This is a genomic window from Hymenobacter terrenus, from assembly GCF_000972495.1.
GTDB classification, from domain to species: Bacteria; Bacteroidota; Bacteroidia; order Cytophagales; family Hymenobacteraceae; genus Hymenobacter; species Hymenobacter terrenus.
Genome location: NZ_LATM01000010.1, coordinates 127,401 through 147,474, shown reverse-complemented (window position 1 = coordinate 147,474; position 20,074 = coordinate 127,401). Strand labels below are relative to the sequence as shown.

Annotated in this window: 16 protein-coding genes; 10 read left to right on the top strand and 6 right to left on the bottom strand. The window is 60.3% G+C overall.

Annotated features, from left to right (window positions below):
* The first annotated feature begins 57 nt into the window (after positions 1-57).
* The 10 genes from WX88_RS14395 to WX88_RS14350 all read left to right on the top strand — a co-directional run bounded on the left by WX88_RS14395 (position 58) and on the right by WX88_RS14350 (position 13,379).
* Complete coding sequence (locus WX88_RS14395) at positions 58-1,347, top strand: sulfate adenylyltransferase subunit 1 (protein WP_046245073.1); 1,290 nt, start codon at positions 58-60, stop codon at positions 1,345-1,347.
* A gap of 67 nt (positions 1,348-1,414) precedes the next feature.
* Positions 1,415-2,224, top strand: coding sequence for a uroporphyrinogen-III C-methyltransferase (gene cobA / locus WX88_RS14390; protein ID WP_046245120.1), 810 nt, complete (start codon positions 1,415-1,417; stop codon positions 2,222-2,224).
* A gap of 63 nt (positions 2,225-2,287) precedes the next feature.
* Entirely contained in the window at positions 2,288-4,078 is a 1,791-nt protein-coding gene (locus WX88_RS14385; RefSeq protein ID WP_052732700.1) for an assimilatory sulfite reductase (NADPH) flavoprotein subunit, read from the top strand.
* A gap of 229 nt (positions 4,079-4,307) precedes the next feature.
* Positions 4,308-7,205, top strand: a complete 2,898-nt coding sequence (locus WX88_RS14380) for a TonB-dependent receptor (protein ID WP_046245072.1) — start codon at positions 4,308-4,310, stop codon at positions 7,203-7,205.
* Between the two features lie 5 nt (positions 7,206-7,210).
* Positions 7,211-7,975: a DUF2490 domain-containing protein gene (locus tag WX88_RS14375; RefSeq protein ID WP_046245071.1), complete on the top strand. Its 765-nt coding sequence runs from the start codon at positions 7,211-7,213 to the stop codon at positions 7,973-7,975.
* A 6-nt stretch (positions 7,976-7,981) separates the two neighbouring features.
* Complete coding sequence (locus WX88_RS14370) at positions 7,982-9,682, top strand: NADPH-dependent assimilatory sulfite reductase hemoprotein subunit (RefSeq protein WP_046245070.1); 1,701 nt, start codon at positions 7,982-7,984, stop codon at positions 9,680-9,682.
* Between the two features lie 14 nt (positions 9,683-9,696).
* Positions 9,697-11,226, top strand: coding sequence for a TSUP family transporter (locus WX88_RS31995; protein ID WP_082116035.1), 1,530 nt, complete (start codon positions 9,697-9,699; stop codon positions 11,224-11,226).
* 155 nt (positions 11,227-11,381) lie between these two features.
* Positions 11,382-11,705 (top strand): hypothetical protein, encoded by a 324-nt coding sequence (locus WX88_RS14360; protein WP_156176140.1) that lies wholly within the window; start codon positions 11,382-11,384, stop codon positions 11,703-11,705.
* A gap of 330 nt (positions 11,706-12,035) precedes the next feature.
* Positions 12,036-12,944: a manganese catalase family protein gene (locus WX88_RS14355; protein WP_046245068.1), complete on the top strand. Its 909-nt coding sequence runs from the start codon at positions 12,036-12,038 to the stop codon at positions 12,942-12,944.
* A 177-nt stretch (positions 12,945-13,121) separates the two neighbouring features.
* Positions 13,122-13,379: a hypothetical protein gene (locus WX88_RS14350; protein ID WP_046245067.1), complete on the top strand. Its 258-nt coding sequence runs from the start codon at positions 13,122-13,124 to the stop codon at positions 13,377-13,379.
* Here WX88_RS14350 and WX88_RS14345 read toward each other — a convergent pair.
* From WX88_RS14345 to WX88_RS14320, 6 genes are all read right to left on the bottom strand, one after another.
* Positions 13,329-13,757 carry a hypothetical protein gene (locus WX88_RS14345; protein ID WP_046245066.1) on the bottom strand — a complete coding sequence of 143 codons (429 nt, stop codon included), beginning with the start codon at positions 13,755-13,757 and terminating at the stop codon, positions 13,329-13,331. The two genes, WX88_RS14350 and WX88_RS14345, sit on opposite strands and share 51 nt — an antisense overlap.
* A gap of 70 nt (positions 13,758-13,827) precedes the next feature.
* Positions 13,828-14,184 carry a type VI secretion system tube protein TssD gene (tssD, locus tag WX88_RS14340; protein WP_052732699.1) on the bottom strand — a complete coding sequence of 119 codons (357 nt, stop codon included), beginning with the start codon at positions 14,182-14,184 and terminating at the stop codon, positions 13,828-13,830.
* Between the two features lie 313 nt (positions 14,185-14,497).
* Entirely contained in the window at positions 14,498-16,672 is a 2,175-nt protein-coding gene (locus WX88_RS14335) for a bifunctional alpha,alpha-trehalose-phosphate synthase (UDP-forming)/trehalose-phosphatase (RefSeq protein ID WP_046245065.1), read from the bottom strand.
* A 160-nt stretch (positions 16,673-16,832) separates the two neighbouring features.
* Positions 16,833-17,717, bottom strand: a complete 885-nt coding sequence (locus tag WX88_RS14330) for a cyanophycinase (protein WP_046245064.1) — start codon at positions 17,715-17,717, stop codon at positions 16,833-16,835.
* 739 nt (positions 17,718-18,456) lie between these two features.
* Complete coding sequence (locus tag WX88_RS14325) at positions 18,457-19,371, bottom strand: isoaspartyl peptidase/L-asparaginase family protein (RefSeq protein WP_046245063.1); 915 nt, start codon at positions 19,369-19,371, stop codon at positions 18,457-18,459.
* A complete protein-coding gene (locus tag WX88_RS14320; protein WP_156176139.1) occupies positions 19,368-19,787 on the bottom strand; it encodes a hypothetical protein in 420 nt (139 codons plus the stop codon). The genes WX88_RS14325 and WX88_RS14320 overlap by 4 nt, the downstream gene beginning before the upstream one ends.
* Positions 19,788-20,074 lie beyond the last annotated feature (287 nt).

Below are 20,074 nucleotides of genomic sequence, written 5' to 3'. Positions count from 1 at the left end.
CCACACCTATCTGGCCGCCCTACTACGCTCGGCATGACGTTCTAAAGAATCACAACAATGGACCTTCTCCGATTTATCACTTGCGGCAGTGTCGACGATGGCAAAAGCACGCTCATTGGTCGTCTGCTTTATGACAGCGACTCAGTGTCGCTTGATGTGCTGGCTACGCTGGAAAAGCGCCGCCACGCCAGCGGTGAAGTTGACTTGGCACTTCTTACTGATGGCCTGAAGGCTGAGCGCGAACAGGGCATCACCATCGATGTGGCCCACAAATACTTTACTACGCCGCGTCGAAAGTTCATTATTACTGATGCGCCGGGCCACGTGCAGTACACCCGCAACATGGTAACCGGGGCCTCGAATGCTGACCTCGCCATTGTGCTGGTAGATGCCCGCCAGGGGGTTATTGAGCAAACCCGGCGGCACACACTCATTGCCTCGCTGCTGGGGATTCAGCACTTTGTCCTAGCCGTGAACAAAATGGATTTGGTGGGCCATGATGAAGCGGTGTTCAATGAGATTGTAGCGAACTACCAGGCCGTAACCGAGCAGCTGAAACTGGCCAGTGTAGTGGCCATTCCCATGAGCGCCCTCAATGGCGACAATGTGGTACGGCCCTCGCGGCAGCTATTCTGGTACGAGGGTTCCAGCCTGCTGGAACACCTCGAAAGCGTGCCCGTCCCGGCTGATGCCAATCCCAACGAACCCCGCTTCCAAGTGCAATATGTGATTCGCCCGCAAACCGAGGAGTTGCCGGATTACCGGGGTTACGCCGGCCGCATTCAGAGCGGCACCTACCGCCCCGGCGACCAAGTGCGCATTTGGCCTTCGGGGCTGGAAACGACAATTGAGGCCATCGAAGTAAACCAGGCTGAAGTAGCGGAGGCCACGGCCCCGCAGGCTGTGGTATTGCGCCTGCGCGACGACGTAGACGTGAGCCGCGGCGATACTATTGTGCCAGTCACGGCCCACCCAGCCGTGACGCGCGAGGTAGAAGCCACCTTGTGCTGGATGCACGAGCGCCCGCTAAAAGTCGGCCGCAAACTGCTGGTGCAGCACCACAGTGCCGTGGTGAAAGCGTCGGTTACGGCCATTGTGCACAAAACGAACGTGGCCACGTTCGAGAGTGTTGGCACTGATACCGCCCAACTCAACGACATCGTGCGGGTACAGCTGAAAACGGCTGGTCCGCTAGTGGTGGATGATTACCGCCAGAACCGCGCCACTGGCGCATTTATCCTGGTTGACGACCAAACGGGCGAAACCCTGGCCGCCGGCTTAGTAACTGAAACCAACCCTGACCTTTTCGCGACGCCGGTAGCGGCCGAACCCGCCTTTTCTATCTGAGCCAATTACTGGTGGTTAATTGCCAATTCGAACTAACTACCAGCAGCTGACAACTACCAACTGCCTTATGCTTACCAATCTATTCCTTCCGCGCCTGACGGTGGTGGGTGCCGGCCCCGGCGACCCGGAGTTGCTCACGCTCAAGGGCGCGCGGGTGCTGGCCACGGCCGACGTGGTGCTGTACGACGCCCTAGCCAATGAGGCGCTGCTCACCCACGCCCGGCTAGCTACAGTCAAAATATTCGTAGGCAAACGCCGGGGTTTCAAGGGCTTCACGCAGGATGAAATCAACGACCTGATTGTGGAGCAGGCCTACCGTCACGGCCACGTGGTGCGGTTGAAGGGCGGCGACCCGTTCGTATTTGGCCGGGGGCGCGAGGAAATGTTGCACGCCGAGCGGTACGGCCTGAGCACGGAGTACGTGCCCGGTATCAGCAGCGCGGTGGCAGCGGCAGGGAGCCTGGGTATTCCGGCCACACACCGCGGCCTGAGTGAAGGATTTCGGGTACTGACGGCTACTACCGCTAATAACCAGCTGTCGGCAGCCGTGGCGGAGGCAGCCCAGTCGCCGCACACGACTACCGTTATTTTAATGGGAATGAGTCGGTTGTCGGAAATCATGGCTTTATTCTGCCAGCACGGCGGCGCGGATGTGCCGGCAGCCGTGGTGCAGGATGGCACGCTACCCACGGCTCGAATCGTGACAGGTACTGTGGCTGATTTGGCTGCCAAAACAGCCCGTGCGGGATTGCGGGCGCCGGCTGTCATCGTGGTGGGTGAAGTGGTCCGCCTGGCTATCAACCCAGCCGATGCTTTTTCGCCCGTAGACCACGAGACTTTACTTACTCAGCTTTTGCCTTACGCCAACGTGGCCTGAACCCGGCCCGGCTCTCCATATAATTAAAAAATCTGCTTGTTCGTGAATTCAACATTCCCTCCTTTGCCCCTGCCCTCCGGCTTTGACGAAGCGGCGCTCCGCCAGCTATCGACTGGCCTCAACGCGCAACAACTGGTGTGGCTGAGCGGCTATTTCTATGGGCAAGCAGCCGTTGCGGCCGCCGCTGGGGTGCAGCCCGAAACAGCAGTTCAAGCCCCGGCGCAGCTGGCCGAGAAACTTACTATCCTCTACGGCTCGCACACTGGCAATGGCAAAAAAGTGGCTCAGCAAGCAGCGGCAGCAGCTAAGCAGCGCGGCCTGACGGCCGAAGTGCGGGATATGAACGACTACCCCACCCGGCAGCTGGCGCAGGAGCAAAACCTGCTGCTCATCGTGAGCACGCACGGCGAGGGCGAGCCCCCTGTGGCGGCCGAGGAGCTGCACCGCTTCGTGCTGGGAACGCGGGCCCCAAGGCTGCCGCAACTGCGCTTCTCCGTACTGGCGCTGGGCGACCGCAGCTACCTGCACTTCTGCCAGACGGGCCTGGATTTCGACCAGCGGCTGGGTGAACTAGGTGGGCAGCGGCTGCTTGACCGCGTGGATTGCGACGTGGATTACCACGCTGACGCTGATGCCTGGATAGCGGCTGTGTTGGATAAAATAGCTGTGAGTGCTCCGGCTACGACCTCGGCGACGGTTGGCGCCAGTACCAGCACTAGCGCTCCGGCACTAAACGCGGCCATTACGCGGACTAACCCGTGGCCGGCGCGGGTGCTGGAAAGCATTCAGCTGAATGGGCGCGGCTCGACTAAGGAAACCTACCATATTGAGTTGGATTTGGCGGGTTCGGGGTTGCAATACGCACCGGGCGACGCCTTGGCGGTACTTCCGGTGAATGAGGACGGGCTGGTGGAAGAAGTGCTGCGCGCCGCCCGCCTCAGCGACACGGCACCGGTGCAGCTGGGCAACGAGAGCCGCCCGCTGGCCGCCGTGCTGGCAGGCCGCCGAGAGCTAACGGTGCTCACCCGCGACGTGCTGGAGCGCTACGCCGCCCTGGCGCCGCACGCCGAGCTGCACTCGCTGCTGGCCGATACGGCACTCCTGCAACCATACATTTATGGCCGCGACGTGGCCGATTTGCTCACTGATTTCCCCACCGACCAGCTTACGGCCCAGGTGCTGGCCGAAACCTTGCGCCCACTGCCCAGCCGCGCCTACTCCATTGCCAGCAGCCTGCTGGTACATCCTGACGAAGTGCATCTTACCGTAGGTGCCGTGCGCTACAACGCGCACGGCCGCCGCAAGCACGGCGTATGCTCGTCGTACCTGGCCGACCAGGTTTCGGTGGGTGATACGGCGCGGGTATTCGTGGAAACGAACGAATATTTCAAGCTGCCGGCCAACCCAGCCACCGACATCATCATGGTAGGCGCGGGCACGGGCGTAGCACCGTTCCGGGCCTTCGTGGAGGAGCGGGTGGAGTTGGGCGCCACTGGCCGCAACTGGCTACTGTTTGGTAACCCGCACTTCACCACCGATTTCCTATATCAGGCCGAATGGCAGCAGCACCTCAAACGGGGCGGGCTGGCCAAGCTCGATGTGGCTTTCTCGCGCGACCAAGCGGCAAAAATCTACGTGCAGGACCGGCTCCTGGAAAGCAGCCGCGACGTGTTCGGCTGGCTCGAAAACGGGGCGCAGTTCTACGTCTGCGGGGATAAAAATCGCCTGGGCGGCGCCGTGCAAGCGGCTCTGACTGAGGTGGTACGACGCGAAGCGGGCGTATCGGCCGATGAAGCAGCGAGCTACGTGCGTGACTTGAAAAAGCAGCGGCGGTATCTGGAAGACGTGTATTAATTGACAGTCAACGCCTCACGAGAGGATCTGCGCTAAGACTCACCCTAAAAAACTATGAAAATGCTTTTCATCCTGAATAAGACTGTCCGGTTTAGCCCTGCGGGGCGATGTTGTTGAAGCTGCCGCCGACCGCGTGCGGATGTGCCACAGGCGGCACGCCGCGACCTTAAGACGAGTGCTGACTTATCCGACTCAGCCAATTCAACACTCCCGGCAATCTACTTTTGAGATGAAATCTTATTACTCCGCTTTATGGCTGTTTTTGATACTACTATTGGTCAGTGCGACCGCCGCTTTTGCCCAGAGTGAAATTATTGCCATCAGTGGCGAAGTACGCGAAAAAAGCACCAACGAGGCACTGCCGGGGGTAAGCGTGAGCGTGAAAGGAGCCAGCGTAGGCACTCAGACCGACGCGGAGGGAAAATTTGAGCTGCAAGCCAAGCTGCAATACCCGTTCGTGCTCGTATTCAACGCCATTGGGCACGAGCCGCGCGAGATTGAGATTGCCCGCGGCAGCCGGCGCATTGCCGTCTCGCTCGATTCGCGCGAAATCGTTACCAACGAAGTCGTAGTGTCGGCCTCCCGGGTAGAGGAAAGCCGGCTGAAGTCGCCGGTGGCCATTGAGAAGCTGGATATCCGGGCTATTAAGGAGACGCCCGCGCCGAGCTTCTACGACGCATTGGAGAATGTGAAGGGCGTGCAGATGACTACCAGCAGCCTCACGTTTAAAGTGCCAAATACACGGGGCTTTAATATTCCGAACAACTTCCGCTTCATGCAACTGGTGGATGGCGTGGACATGCAGGCGGCTACCCTGGGTGTGCCGCTGGGCAACGCCATCGGGCCCACGGAGTTGGATATTGCCAGCGTGGAAATTACGCCCGGCGCGGCCTCGGCACTCTACGGGATGAACGCCATCAACGGCATGGCCAACCTCACCACCAAAAGCCCTTTCACCTACCAGGGGCTGAGTGTGTACCAGAAAGTGGGCGTGAACCACGTCGACGGCACCGACCGCGACCCGAGCGCGCTCAACGAAACGGCGGTACGCTACGCGCAGGCCTTCAACAACCGTTTTGCTTTCAAGGTGAACGGCAGCTTCCTGCGTGGTACCGACTGGCTGGCCAACACCCAAACCGACCAGAATCCGCAAAACCTGTCCCCGGCCAACCCCCGCTTCCCGGAGCTGAGCGGCCCGAACAACCCCGCCGCCGACCTCTGGAACCGCTACGGCGACGACAACGCCGGCAACGTGAGCATCACCATTCCTTACAATGGCCGCAACGAAACCTTCAACGTGCGGCGCACCGGCTACTACGAGCGGGACCTCACCAATCCCATTGTGCGCAACTTCAAGGCCGACGCCAGCCTGCACTACAAGCTGAAGGACAACCTGGAGCTGAGCTATGGCTACCGTTTCGGGCTGATGGACGGTGTGTTTCAGCGCGGCAACAAGATTCAGCTCGACGGCGTGACTGTGCAAAACCACAAAATCGAGCTGAAAGGCAAAGACTTCACCGCCCGCGCCTACATGCTGATTGAGGACACCGGCGATTCCTACAACCTCAACCCCCTGGCCCTCAACCTTGACCTGCAAAATGGCTCTAATGCCGTGTGGGGCACCAGATTCCGCACCGAGCTGCAAAGCCAGCTCACCGCCGGCCAGCCCCTGGCCACTGCCATGCAGCAGGCTCGCACCGTGGCCGACCAAGGCCGTGCCGTGCCCGGCACGGCCGCCTTCAACGACCTCAAAAACCAGATAACCCGCACCAACAATTGGGACAGCGGCGTGAACGTGCCGGGCGCGCCCATCCCTGGCGGCGCGGCCCTCACCCAACGGAGCCACACCTACCACACCGAAGGCATCTGGAATCTGGGTCCGCGCGTCAAGTTCGCTGATGTGCTCATTGGTGGCGATGCCCGCCTGTACGAAGTGATTCCGGACGGTAACAACTTCGTGGACTTCAGCCGGCCCCTTGCCGAGCGGATTCAGCCCGGCGGAAACAACCAGTACTACAAGAAAATCGGCGGCTTCGTGCAGGCTACCAAGCTCCTGCTGCAAGACCGCCTGAAGCTCACTGCCTCGCTGCGAGCCGACTACAACCCCGAATTTGACCCCAAGCTGAACCCACGCGTGGCCGCCGTGTACACCGTGGCTGAGAAGCACAACTTCCGCGCTTCCTACCAAAATGGCTGGCGTTTCCCCTCGCTGTTCGAAGCTCTCTCCTTCGTGAATAACGGCAACGTGCGCCGCGTGGGTGGCCTGGCCCGTGTCAACACAGGCCTCAATTACCTCGACAATTCTTATACGCTGGCCTCCATCAGCACCTTCAACGCGGCTGTGAATGCTTACGTGGCCGCCAATGCCGGCAGCACCGCCAGCCAGGCCGCCCTGCGCCCCGAAATCCGCAGCCTGCTCACCGTCGGCAACCTGCCCACCGAGCAGCCCGAGCAAATTAATGCCTACGAAGTGGGCTACCGCAGCGTGCTGTTCGAAAACCGTCTATCCATCGACGCCGACGCCTACTATAATGTGTACTCCGGCTTCCTGGGTCAGGTGGAGGTGAGCGTGCCCAGAAACGCCGCCGGCCAGCAAGTAACCGTGGGCTCGGATGATGCCGTGCTGGCCGCGCTAAATGCCAACCGGGGGGCTCGCCAGGACCGCTACCGCGTGTATACCAACGCCCTGAACAAGTACAATAGCTACGGTTCGACCCTGGGCCTGACGTACAATTTCTACCAGAAATTCACCATCGGCGGCAACGTTAACTACAACAACATCAGCACCAATAAGCAGTCTGACATCTTCGTAACCGGCTTCAACACCCCGAAGTGGGCTACCAACCTGTCGTTCGGCAACCGCGAAATCGTGCGTAACGTGGGCTTCAACGTGGTGTGGCGCCGCCAAAGCTCCTTCCTTTGGGAAAGCCCGTTGGCCAACGGACGGGTGCCCGCCTACCAGACCGTGGATGCCCAGGTGAACCTGCGCGTGCCCACGCTGAAAACCACCATCAAGCTCGGCGGCGCCAACGTGCTCAACAACCGCTATATTCAATACGCCGCCGGGCCTACCATTGGTGGGCTCTACTACGTGGCGCTGACATTTGACAACACCGTACTCCATTAGACTTCATGACGAGGCTGATTCTTTCTTGGGGACTGTTATTGCTCGCGGCGTTGCCAGCGCGGGCGCAGAAGCAGTATGTCCGGGAGCAGCAACTCTGGCTGGGCGTGTTCAACCAAACGCGCTTCTCGACGCACTGGGGCAGCTGGACGGATTTGCACCTGCGCCTGCACGAGAAGTTTGTTAACAGCCTGTTTCAGGGCATGGGACGGGTGGGCCTCACCTACTACCTCACCGACGATGTGCGCCTGACCGCCGGCTATGCCTACCTGCACAATTTTCCGGACGGCGCCCGCACCGTGGGCCAGCCCGAGCACCGGCCCTGGCAGCAGGTGCAGTGGTTTACGCGCTTTCCCAAGGCTCGCCTCATGCAGTGGGTACGGTTGGAAGAGCGGTTTCGCCAACAGGTAGTGAATAACGAGAAGCTGGGGTCTAATTTTGACTTCAACTACCGCACTCGGTATAATGCAGCGCTGTTCCTAGCCCTCACCAAAGGCGGATTCGAGCCGGGCGGCCTGCAATTTCTGCTTAACGATGAGCTGATGGTCAACTTTGGCGAAGAAATTCGCTACAACTATTTCGACCAAAACCGGCTGTTTGCGGGGCTTGTGTACCAGATGAGCAAGCACGGCCAGTTGCAGGGTGGCTACATGCACCTATTTCAGCAGCTGCCGGCCGGCAACGTCTACCGCAACCAGCACAGCATCCGGGTTTTCTACTTTCACAATTTTGATTTGCGGCCCAGCACCGCCCCCGTTCCCACCCCGCAGTAATTTATCATGGCCGATACTCCCAAATTATCCGAAGTTGAAATCGTAAAAGATGCCAGCAATTACCTGCGCGGCACCATTGTCGAGAGCCTGAGCAACCGCATCACGGGCGCGCTCAACCATGACGATACGCATCTCATCAAGTTCCACGGCTCGTACCAGCAAACCGACCGTGACCTCGACAGCGAGCGCAAGCTTCAGAAACTGGAGCCCCTGTATTCCTTCATGATTCGGGTGCGGGTGCCCGGCGGCACGGCCACGCCCGCCCAGTGGCAGCGCATGGACGACCTGGCCGACGAGTACGGCAACGGCACCATCAAGCTTACCACCCGGCAGGCCTTCCAGCTGCACGGCGTGCTGAAGCGTGACTTGCAGGCCACCATTCAAGGCTTCAACGAAGCTCTGCTGGATAGCATTGCGGGCTGCGGCGACGTGAACCGCAACGTGATGTGCAGCCCCAATCCGCACGAGTCGGCCGTGCACGCTGAGGTATACGCCGCGGCCGCGGCCATCAGCGCCCACCTTACGCCGCGTACCACAGCCTACTGGGAGCTGTGGCTGAATGGCGAGCAGCAAAGCACCACCGAGCCAGCCGACGAAGAGCCGATTTATGGCAAAACCTATCTGCCGCGCAAGTTCAAAATCGCGCTGGCGGTGCCGCCTTACAACGACGTCGATATTTTCGCCAACGACATCGGCCTCATCGCCATCGCGGAAAAAGGCAAGGTCCTCGGCTACAACGTGGCCGTGGGCGGCGGCCTGGGTATGACCTTCGGTATGAACGAAACCTACCCGCGCCTGGCCGACATCATTGGCTTTGTGCCCGCCGCTAACGTACTAGATGTGTGCGAGAAAGTAGTGACTATTCAGCGCGATTGGGGCAACCGCGAAAACCGCAAGTTTTCGCGTCTAAAATACACCATTGATAAAGTGGGACTGTCGGCGTTTCAGGCCGAGTTGCACCAGCGGCTGGGCTACGACCTGACCCCGGCCCGGCCCTACCACTTCCAAAGCTCCACTGATGCCTTCGGCTGGTCGGGCAACCCCAAGGGCCTGTCGCACCTCACCTTGTTCATCGAAGGCGGCCGCATTCACAACCTGCCGGGCTACGCGCTGAAGACCGCGCTGCGCGAAATTGCCGCCTTCCACACCGGCGAATTTCGCCTCACCGGCAACCAGAACCTGGTGCTGGCCAACATCAAGTCGGCGCACCGCAGCCGCATCCAGGCCCTGCTCGAAGCGCACGGCGCCTGGCCCAACACCGCTCATCAAACTGCGCTACGCCAGCACTCGCTGGCTTGCGTGGCCCTGAATACCTGCTCACAAGCCTTCGCCGAAGCCGAGCGCTACCTGCCCCAGCTGCTCGACAAGCTCGATACCATTATCCGGGCCCACGGCCTAGCCGAGGCCGGCATTCTGATTCGGATGACGGGCTGCCCCAACGGCTGCGCCCGGCCCTACCTCGGCGAAATTGGGCTGGTGGGCAAAGCTCCCGGCCGCTACAATCTATATCTAGGGGCCGACCATGCCGGCGAGCGCCTCAACAAGCTCTACCGGGAAATGCTGGATGAGGATGGTATTCTGCGTGAGCTGACGCCTATTCTGGCCGATTATGCGGCCCAGCGCCAGCCCCAGGAAGGCTTCGGCGATTTTGTAATCCGCCAGGGCTACGTGCAGGCCACTACCCACGGCCTGAATTTCCACGCCTGAACTTCCGTGAACTTATGGCCGTTGACCACCTTGCCTCTACCGCTCCCGTCGTGACGAACGCCAAGCTGCCCCTCGAAGCTCCCCCGACCACCAACGCCCTGTTTCCGGTGTTCTTGAAGCTAGAGCAGTTTCGGGTGTTGCTGGTGGGCGGCGGCAACGTGGGCCTGGAGAAGCTCACGGCCATTCTGCGCAACAGCCCGGCCACGGCCGTGACGGTGGTAGCCCCGCGCCTGTTGCCCCAATTGCGGGAGCTGGCCGGGCGCCACCCGCGGGTGCAGCTGCACGCCCGCCCCTATGCCGACGACGACCTCGACGACCAGGATTTCGTGTTCGTCGCCACCGACGACCCGGCCCTGAACCGCCACGTGAAAGCTACGGCCTCGGCCCGTCGCATCCTCACCAACGTGGCCGACACGCCCGAGGAATGCGACTTTTACCTGTCCTCGGTGGTGCAGAAGGGCGACCTGAAAGTGGCCATTTCCACCAACGGTAAGTCGCCCACCGTGGGCAAGCGCCTGCGCGCCGTGCTCGAAGAAACCCTGCCCGGCGAGCTGCACACGCTCCTGCAGAACATGACCGTCATCCGCCAACGGCTGAAGGGCGACTTTGCCTACAAAATCAAAGCCCTGAACGCCGTGACGGCGGAGCTGGCTTACGGCCCCACCTACGAGTCGCCGGCTACAGCCTACTGGCGGCGCATTGCCACGGGCGCGCTGGCTACGTTTGCGCTTTTTATCCTGGTCAATATTCTCTCCTACTACATTACCTGGGGCCAGGCGTGGACATTTTTGAAGAGTTCCGGCACGTTTTACACGTTTGTGGGAGTGGGCTTTGTAGCGCAATTGATTGACGGTTTGCTGGGTATGGGTTACGGGGTGGTGTCGGCCATCAGCCTGATGTCGCTGGGGCTGAGCCCCGTGTCGGTTAGTGCCAGCATCCACACGGCGGAGATGTTTGCCAGTGGGGCTTCCGGCTACCAGCACTACCGCTTCGGTAATGTTAATAAGCGGCTGTTTAGAGTGTTACTCCTGCCTGGGGTGCTCGGCTCGGTTAGTGGCGCCCTGCTCCTCTCCTACTTCGGCGAGCAGTATGCTGGTTGGATTAAGCCTATTCTGGCCGTGTATCTGCTCATTCTAGGCCTGCGCATCATCAGCAAAGCGGTGCTCAAGCAGCATGACAAGCGCCGCAAGGTGAAGAACGCCGGCTGGCTGGCCGGCGCCGGCGGCTTCCTCGACTCGTTCGGCGGCGGTGGCTGGGGGCCATTGGTTACCAGCACCTTGATTACCAACGGCCGCACACCACGCTACGTTATCGGCACGGTAAGCTTGGTGGAGTTCTTTGTGACCTTCGCGAGTGCGCTCACGTTTTTCTCCATCCTGGGCATTTCGCACTGGCAGATTGTGGCCGGCCTCATCGTGGGTGGGGTGGCGGCTGCGCCCTTTGCTGCCCAGCTTGCCGGCCGCATTCCCACGCGCTGGATGTTCGTAGGGGTGGGCCTGATGGTGATAGTGTGGAGCCTGTGGGCATTGCGTAAGCTGTTTTAGAATAGCTCACCTTTAAAATAGCTCACCGTAACATTTTAGTTAGGAGAACGAAAAATATAATTTCGATAAGCAGAACCATACGGGGGAAAGTGGTACAGTTATGCGGCAACCACCGCTCTATCTGGCTTTCAGGCACACTTTCTTATCTTCTGCTTATGTGCTCCACTCTATCCTGCTGCCGCCAGCGATATACCCGGCCGCTACCCACTCAATTATATTATTTGGCGCGCCTGTTCCTCGCGAACAGTAGCGAGGAGCTACTCCCTGGTCAGCAGCAACGGCTCGAAAACCGCATGGAGGAGCTCTGGAACCAGATCCAGCCAACGGTGGAGCATCGCTGCCACGTGTCAACCATCGACGCCATAGGCCTCACCGAGCGATTAATAGCTACCCTTTTGCAGCAAGAATGCTGTCGCCAATCGCTCCGGCAAACGGTTTCGCTGCTCGAAGCCATGAGCTCAGCGGTACCGCTGGACTAAAATGCGACTAAAAAAGCTTTCCACGTTTAAAATCGCCTTCCCATTTTTGGACTTTCCTTGTAGCCAGTGCGGCGATTTAGCGGGTCTACCTAATTAACAAGAGAAGTAAAGAAGTGAAAAAGCCCCAGCGAGGCTGCACCCGCTAGGGCCTTTTAGATGGGATGCTTCGCAAATTGGATTGAGAGTAGTGATAAATACGGACGAGGAAATACCATTTTAACCGACCGGAACTACGGGTTTTCCGGGTGGCGGCTCCGTAAAAAGTGAACGTATAGCCAGTAGCCAGCGGGGAACTGCGGGCCGTATCAACCACTTTTCATCCTTTCCCACATGTTTTATCACGATAGAGAACTCCAGTATAAAGTGCGAGTCGACAAGCCAAACCCGGCGTTTGCGCGAATGCTTCAGCAAGCTATTGGCGGCGTCGAAGGCGAAATCCGGGTCTGTTTGCAGTACCTATTTCAGGCCTGGGGCCAGCGCGGACCGGAGAAGTACCGTAACATGCTGCTCGAAACCGGCACCGAGGAAATTGCCCACATCGAGATGCTAGCCACCGCCGTGGCCCTCAACCTGGAAGGCGCTCCGATGAGTATGCAGGACGAGTTTGCCAAGGATAAAATGGTGGGCGCCATCCTCGGTGGCATGGACCCGCGCCAGATTCTTTCCGCCGGCCAGGCAGCCCTGGCGACCGATGCCAACGGGGTGCCCTTCAACGGCTCTTGGGTAGTGGGCAGCGGCAACCTCATGGCCGACATGTATTCTAACGTAGCCGCCGAAAGCACCGGCCGCGTCCTAGCTACCCGCCTGTGGGAAATGACGGACGACCACGGCATGAAGGACATGCTGTCCTTCCTTATCGCCCGCGACACCATGCACCAGAACCAGTGGATGGCCGTCATCGAAGAAAACGGCGGCCTGAACGCCATGCCGATTCCCAACAGTTTTCCGCAGAGCGAGGAAGTGCAGGACTTCAACTATGCCTTCGTGAGTACCTACATCGGCGACCAGACCACGACGGCCGGCCGCTGGGCAGCAGGGCCCTCGCTGGATGGCAAGGGCGAATTTCACGTGAAAAAAGCCGCGCCCCTCGGTGGTATCCCGACCCTGGCTACACCCGACCCGCGCGGCCACGCCCAGAAAGAGCAGATGACGGCCATGGAGTCGGTGATGGGGACCATCAGCGACAAAGTGAAGGGCGCCATCAGTGGCAGCGGCGGCCACAGCAGCGACGGCATTTAACTTCTGATTACAAGCGCATAATGTAGCCAATAGCTACCGGCCGCTGGCCGGTAGCTATTGTTTTTCCTACCAGCTGGGCTTACATGGGCAGCGGGCGCATTCGCCGAACCCGCGCTGCCTCCTCGCCAACTACCCCACTTCCTAATCAACCCATAGAACCCTCATTATCTGTACCCAATGCCACTCCACCACGAACTAGATAAGAAGCTGAGCAAGACCTTTGAGCCCTCGTCCCGCATTGATGACGTTTTCAAGGGCTACGACATCACCTTTCTCACCAATGAGCACGGCGAACCGGTTGTGCTGTTTTTCGGCCGGCGCCGACCCGATGGCATCATTGCCGGCGAACGATACACGCGCACCATCAAGCGCGAGCCCGGCAGCCTAGCGGTGAAGCACAGCCATTGGGATTTGCAAGGCAAAATCATGCGCTGATTGGTTCCTGCCGAGTCTCAGCTTGGCGGGAATTAACCATTTCATCAGCCGCAGCCCCTTGACCCTAGCCAGCAAGGCGAGCAAATGCACCTCCTCATCCTTCGTCAAGGTGCCGTCGGCATGGCGGCGCTCCAGGTCAGCCAGCTCGGCGCGGTCCTTATCGGTGGGTGGGGTGTTGCGGCGAATGAAGTCCCACTCGGATTGGTAGCCGGGGTCGTCGCGGCTGTTGGTGGGCACGAGCACGGCCACGGCTGCCGCCACGCCCAGCTCGGGCAGTAGGGCCAGCAAGCGCGCCAGTAGCCCCAGCGGGGCGGGTGGCACGGGCACCTCCACCGGGGGCACTGGTACGGGTGGTACTACCGGCGTCTGCGGCAGCACGAACGGGTTTTGATTGAAGGCCTGTGGGCTGGGGGCGGGGCCGCCGGGCTGCCAGTGCCAGCCGTCGGGGTCAGAGAGGGTAACCCGGCAATTGGTAGGAGCCGCCCTCGGTGTCGCCGCTACTAAAAAACTCCTGGTAGCCCACGCAGTACGCCGCTTCGAAACGCAGCGTTTCCAGCGTGCGGCTCGTTGCGTCAGAAAAGACGGCCTCAGCAGGCAGCCGTTTGAGCGGGTCGCTGGCCCACTCTTCTAAAAAGTCGTGGTCCGGCACGTCGAGCACGAACTCGGCCAGCGTCTGGCGCACCCTAGCAATGGCCCGGCCGCGAGCGTCGGTATCCTGGCTGCTGCCGTAGCTGCTGCCGTAGGTGCAGTGCCAGACGCGGAACACGTACCCCGCTACGCGCAGCTCAGCGTAAAAAGAGGCCATCAGTAGAAGCAGTAAGGGAAGGGAAAGAAGCGGCGAAGATAGGGTGGCGGTGGCCAAACCACGCGGTAGCGGCTGGAGGAGCGGTATAGCAGGTTAATCTTTCACTGACCGTCGCGAAAACTAACCTTAAAAGAAGCTGCTATACATTTTGGGCGCGTGGGAAAAATGTATAGCATGGGCTTGCTATACATTTTTCCCACGCGCCCAAAATGTATAGCAAGCTTGTTCGTAGCTCCACGGCGGCCACTTGGTTGCTTCATATATACTGGCGTCGTCCGTCACGCTGCTACGTACCCACGCGCAGCTGACCTGCCTAGCACAGGCGCCGCAGCAGCTGGCGCACGTCGGCGGGGCCAGCTACGGAATAGCGGGCCAGCGAGCGGGGCGCGCCGCCCACCTTCACGGTGTAGGCCTCGGGCGGCAGCGCGCCAAAGGTGTCCTCGTCGGTGCGGTCGTCGCCGATGGCCAGAATAAACTCGGGCGGGTCGGGGCTGAGCCAGCGGGCCGCCGCGGTGCCTTTGTTGATGCCGACATTCTTGATTTCAAGTATCTTATTGCCTTCCAGCACCTGCAAGTCAGTGTTGGAGGTGATGAAGGTGAGGTGGCTCATCAAGTCGCGGGCCCGGATGGCGCCTAGCTCGGCATCAGCACGGCGGTAGTGCCACACCAGGGAGTAGTCCTTATCTTCGATGAAGGAACCCGCCGTGCGGCGCACGTACAGCTCCAGCATGGGCCGCAGCTCACGCTTCCAGTCGGCCCGCAGCTCCTGGAAAAGCTGCCAGTCTTCGCCGGCCCGCCGCAGCCACACGCCGTGCTCGGCAACGAAGTTGAGTGGCAGGTGGCCCAGCCACTGGTCCAGCGTGGCCCGGTCGCGCCCGCTGATGATGACCACGCGGTTGCGGGCATCACTGGTGAGGGCACCGAGCAGTTCCAGCAGCTCCGCGTCGGGCCGGGCGTGCTGGGGATTAGCCTGGAAGCTCACCAGCGTGCCGTCGTAGTCGAGAAGCAGCAACCGGTGGGGCGCGGCCTGGTAGTCGTGCAGCAGCTGGTCGATGGCGCCGGGACTCAGGGCATCGGTGGCCAGGGTTTGCTGCTTCATCTTGCTATAAGCCAGGCGTTCCATAAACAGTCGAGTCCAGGCAAATACGTCGTACTGGCGCACGAGGGCCTGCAGGTTGGCCATGCGGGTGGTTTGCTCCTCCTCGGGCATGCGCAGGGCCTCGTGCATGGCTTCGGCCATGTAGTCGGTATCGGTGGGGTTGATGAGCAGGGCATCGGAGAGCTCGACGGCCGCGCCGGCTCGCTCGCTGAGGATGAGCACGCCCCTCTGGTCGGTTTTACTGGCGATAAATTCCTTGGCTACCAGGTTCATGCCATCGCGCACAGGCGTTACCAGCGCCACATCAGCCAGGGTGTAGAAGGCCACCAGCTCGTCGAACGGAAACGAGCGGTAGAAGTAGTGAATCGGCGTCCAGCTGATGGAGCTGTGCCGGGCGTTGATGCGGCCTACCAGCTCGTCGATTTCTTCTTTCAGGGCCGCGTACTGGGCCACTTGGTCGCGGGAGGGCACCACTACCATCAGCAGACTCACGTGGCCGCACCATTCGGGATGGCGCACCAGCAGCTGCTCGAAGGCCAACACTCGCTGGGCAATGCCCTTGGTATAATCGAGCCGGTCGATGCTGAGGATGACGCGCACGTCTTTCAAGGCCTCGCGGTAGTGCAACTGATGCGCCTGCGCGGCCTCCGAATCGGCGGCCTCGGCGTAGCGTTGGTAGTCGATGCCCATCGGGAAGGCATCGACCAGCACCGTGCGGGTGCCGGTTTCGACCAGCCCGTTCTGATTCGACAGCCCCAGCAAGTGCGACGCGGCGCTGAGAAAGTGCCGCATGTAGCCGTAGGTGTGAAACCCGATAAGGTCGGCCCCGAGCATGCCGCGCAGCAGGTCGGCACCCCAGGGCAGCACCCGCACCAGCTCGTAGGAGGGAAACGGGATATGCAGGAAAAAGCCGATGGTGGCCTCGGGCCGCTCGCGGCGCAGCATTTCGGGCAGCAGCAGCAGCTGGTAGTCGTGCACCCAAATGGTGTCGTCGGGACCGGTCTGGGCAAGCACAGCCTGGCAGAATTTCTCATTCACGGCCACATAAGCCTGCCAGTGGGAGGAGTCGTAGGTGGCAAACTGCGGGAAGTAATGAAAGGTAGGCCACAGAGTGCCGTTGCTGAACCCCTCGTAATAGTCGCGGATTTCGGGCTCGGTCAGAAACACCGGGGCCATGCTGTTTTCGCGCAGGCGTTCGGTCACCTGCTCGTGCTCGGCCGGGTCGTCCACGAACGTGCCCGGCCAGCCCACCCACACGTTGCCATCGGCCTGGTAGATGGAGCCCAGCCCAGTGGCCAGCCCGCCCTCGCTGGGGTGAAAGGTGAGACCATCGGCGGTGCGCTGTACCTTGGTGGGCAGCCGGTTAGAGACAATTATCGTTCTGGACATTAAGCGGGTGATAGAAAAGTATCGGGTTTACTCGAAACAGATAGGGCCATCAGTAGAGCGCAGCCTCTGGCATGCTACGTCCGGCGCTCCTCGCTTTGAGCGAGGCTATCGGCGGCACGCCAAATGCCATGCTCTGCATGATGGGCAGTGGTTCTTTGGACTATTTCTCTGGTTCCTTCGGCTTCCCTTTGGTCGGCTTGGGGCCGGCGGCGGGGTAGCCGGGCAGGGTAAACCGCTGCCCCTTGGCCAGCAGGTGCACACGCAGGTCTCGGATAGAAAAGACTTCGCCGGGCTGCACTTCATAGATGGTGTTGCCGGTGCATTCGTGGCCATCAACCACCGTGACCATACCGGTGCCAAGCACTTCCAGCTCACGGCCGTCGGTCACGAGCACGGCGGTGTCTTCCTCCAGGCCCAGGCCAACGCAGCCGGGATTGGTGGCAATAATCTGGGCCATGCGCACGATGCGGCCCCGGGCAATAAAGTGGGTGTCGATGGCCACATCGCGCATCAACTGCAGGCCGGTGGTGATGTGAATCTCATCTTTGAGAAAGCCAGCATCGTTGCGGCCCTGGTAAATCATAGGCGTGCTCATGGCCGCCGCGCCAGCGCTGGTGCCGGCAATGATGATGCGCTCGGTAATGTAGCGCTCGGTGAGGCGCTGGAGCAAGTGGGTGCCGCCTAGAATGGCCGTCAGACGCAGCTGGTCGCCGCCCGTAAAAATGACACCATCGGCTCGGTTGATGACCTCCAGTGCCTCGGCCTCATTGGCCTGCTGGCGGTCTTGAATGTCGAGTACTTCGATGTTTTCGATGCCCAGGGAAGTAAATAGACTCACGTAGTCTTGCGCGGCTTCCTTGGGCTCTTGCGAGGCGACGGGCAGCACAACGATGGTGCGCTGGCCTTTTAGCTCATCCACAAAACGCTGGAGGATAAAGCCGGATGATTGTTCGGGGGCAGCATTTTTCTGGTCGGGCGCTTGGCGCTGCTCATGGCCCCCAATGGCCAGCAATAGGCCTTTGGGGGTGGGAAAGTGGATGGGCATGTAGTAGGGTGTTAGTTTTCAGTTGCTCAATGTCCGTTGTCAGGTTTTGACGGTTGAAATCCAGATTGTCTGGCTGCTACGTCCAACAACGGACAAGTGGCAGCAGCCAATAAAAACAACACAGACGCCCCAATGGGCCGTGCCCACTAAAGCGCCTGTGGAGGTAGTGGGGGCCGACGCAGCGGGTAGAATACGGGCATGCTCCCTAGCTCATCGCTGCCGCTGTATTGCCAGCAACGATAGACTCACTGTTTTTTTACGGCTAAGAAATGGGCCTAGAGACACCAGAAATACGGAAAACGGCTACCGGTTAATTGGTATTCTATTAAGTTAAGTATTGAATCCGTTTAGTAAATCGTCAGAACGTCCCGCTACAGAAGGCGTCCTGCCGAGCGCCGAGCGGAAGAGGCCGTCATGCTGAGCGCAGCCGAAGCATCTCGCGTGCTACCACTAATCCAATCGTGAGGACGAACGCGAGCGAGATGCTTCGGCTCCGCTCAGCATGACGGGATTAGAACGGTTTCGGGGTTGATGTCTTGTAGCGCGAACTTTTAGTCCATGAGTCCGCACGTCAGCTGGTCTGGCGGACTCACGGACTAAAAGTCAGCACTACAGCGTGGCGGTGCACAGATTCCGAAACGGCGCTAGGTGCTCCACAAGGCCAACTGTATATGGTCGCTTCTTTCTACTCAGCAGCGTGTTTTTATGTGCCGCCCTCGGAACATGAGTGAGAGTTGACCTACTCGTCTTTCCACATGGCTATGTAGGGCTCGCCGTCGGCCACGCGGTAGGCGCGGCGCATCAGGTTGGAATTAAATTCAAGGGCGATGTTGCCAGCCTGGTCGATGGCAATCATGCCCTTGTCACCTTTCAGGTCTTCGTCGTGCAACTGGAGGGCGGCCTGGCAGGCTTCGACCAGCGGCAGGCCCTTGTACTTGACCAAAGCGTAGACCTCGTGGGCCAGCGCGCCACGCACGATTACCTCGCCGTCGCCGGTGCAGGATATGGCGCAGGCGTCGTTGCTGGCGTAGGTACCACCGCCCAGCACGGGGCTGTCGCCCACGCGGCCTTTGAGCTGGCCTTCGATGCCGCCGGTGCTGGTGGCCACGGCGAGGTTGCCGGCCTGGTCGAGCGCCACGGCGCCCACGGTGTCGTGCCCTGCGGGCTGAGCCAGCTCTTCCTGCTTGGTCTTCAGCCACTCCTGTTGGGTCTTCTCGGTCAGAAAATGGCTTGGCGGCTTCAGGGGCAGGCCGTATTCGAGGGCTAGCTCCAGGGCGCCGTCGCCGGCCATGTACACGTGGGGGCTGCGCTCCATCACGGCGCGAGCCAGGCTGACGGGGTGCTCCACGTAGCGGACGCTGTTGACGGCGCCGGCCTGCAGATTGGAGCCGTCCATGATGGCGGCATCCATCTGCACCTCACCCTGCTGGGTGAGGCCGCTGCCGCGCCCGGCGTTGAAGTGCTCGTTGTCTTCGAGGCTGCGCACACTGGCTTCTACAGCATCGAGGGCGCTGCCGCCGCGGTGGAGGACTTCCCAGCCGGCTTGCAGCGCGAGGGCCAGGCCCTCGCGCTGGAGGGCTTCTTCTTCCGGACTCAGCTGGCCGGGTTTCATGGTCACGGCGCCACCATGGATAACAATTGCGTAGGTACTCATGCGTAGCCAATGGGGGTAAGTTGCCAGAGCTGGCCATTGCCATCGGGCAGGCAGCGGAGGCGGTGATAGCCGCGCAGCCAGTGGCCGCTGAAATTAAGCTGGAGCAATCCCTGCGCCAGCCGGACGCGCAAGTCCGAGGACTTGCCGTCGCGGGCGGGCACCTGGTGAACGGGACCAGTTTCGACGCAGGCTAGCGAATCGGGTGGCGTTGGCGTGGGCAGCAGCCACAGCATGACCGACTTCTTATTCAGCTTCTTGATAGTATTGGGAATTACCCAGTTAGCAACGCACCCTTGTGCATCTTCTATGGTTAGCTGGTGGTAGTTGGGGATTTCCTGGGAGCGGCGCACCGAAAAAGATGGTGTGGAGCGAGCCGTCAGAACATCCGCCCCAGCGGAGGTGGGGAAAGGACTCATAATGAGTAGCGGATTAGCGAGTGAATAATTCTCGCTGTATAACGTGCGCTAACCTCAGCGGAGAGATGTAATAAACACGGGTTTTGGCGGATAAGACCCGCATGTTTTTCTACGTGCTTTTACGTAGTAGCAGCAATTATGTGCACTTAACCCCTTGTCTTTTAGTAGCATTCAGCCACAAAAGCGGGCTGTACACCAAAAGCGCCGGGCACTTTTTTCGCAAGCCCCACAATAACCCTCGCTTTGGCAATCCGGTAAATCAGGCTCTACCCAGAGAGCAGCCAGCA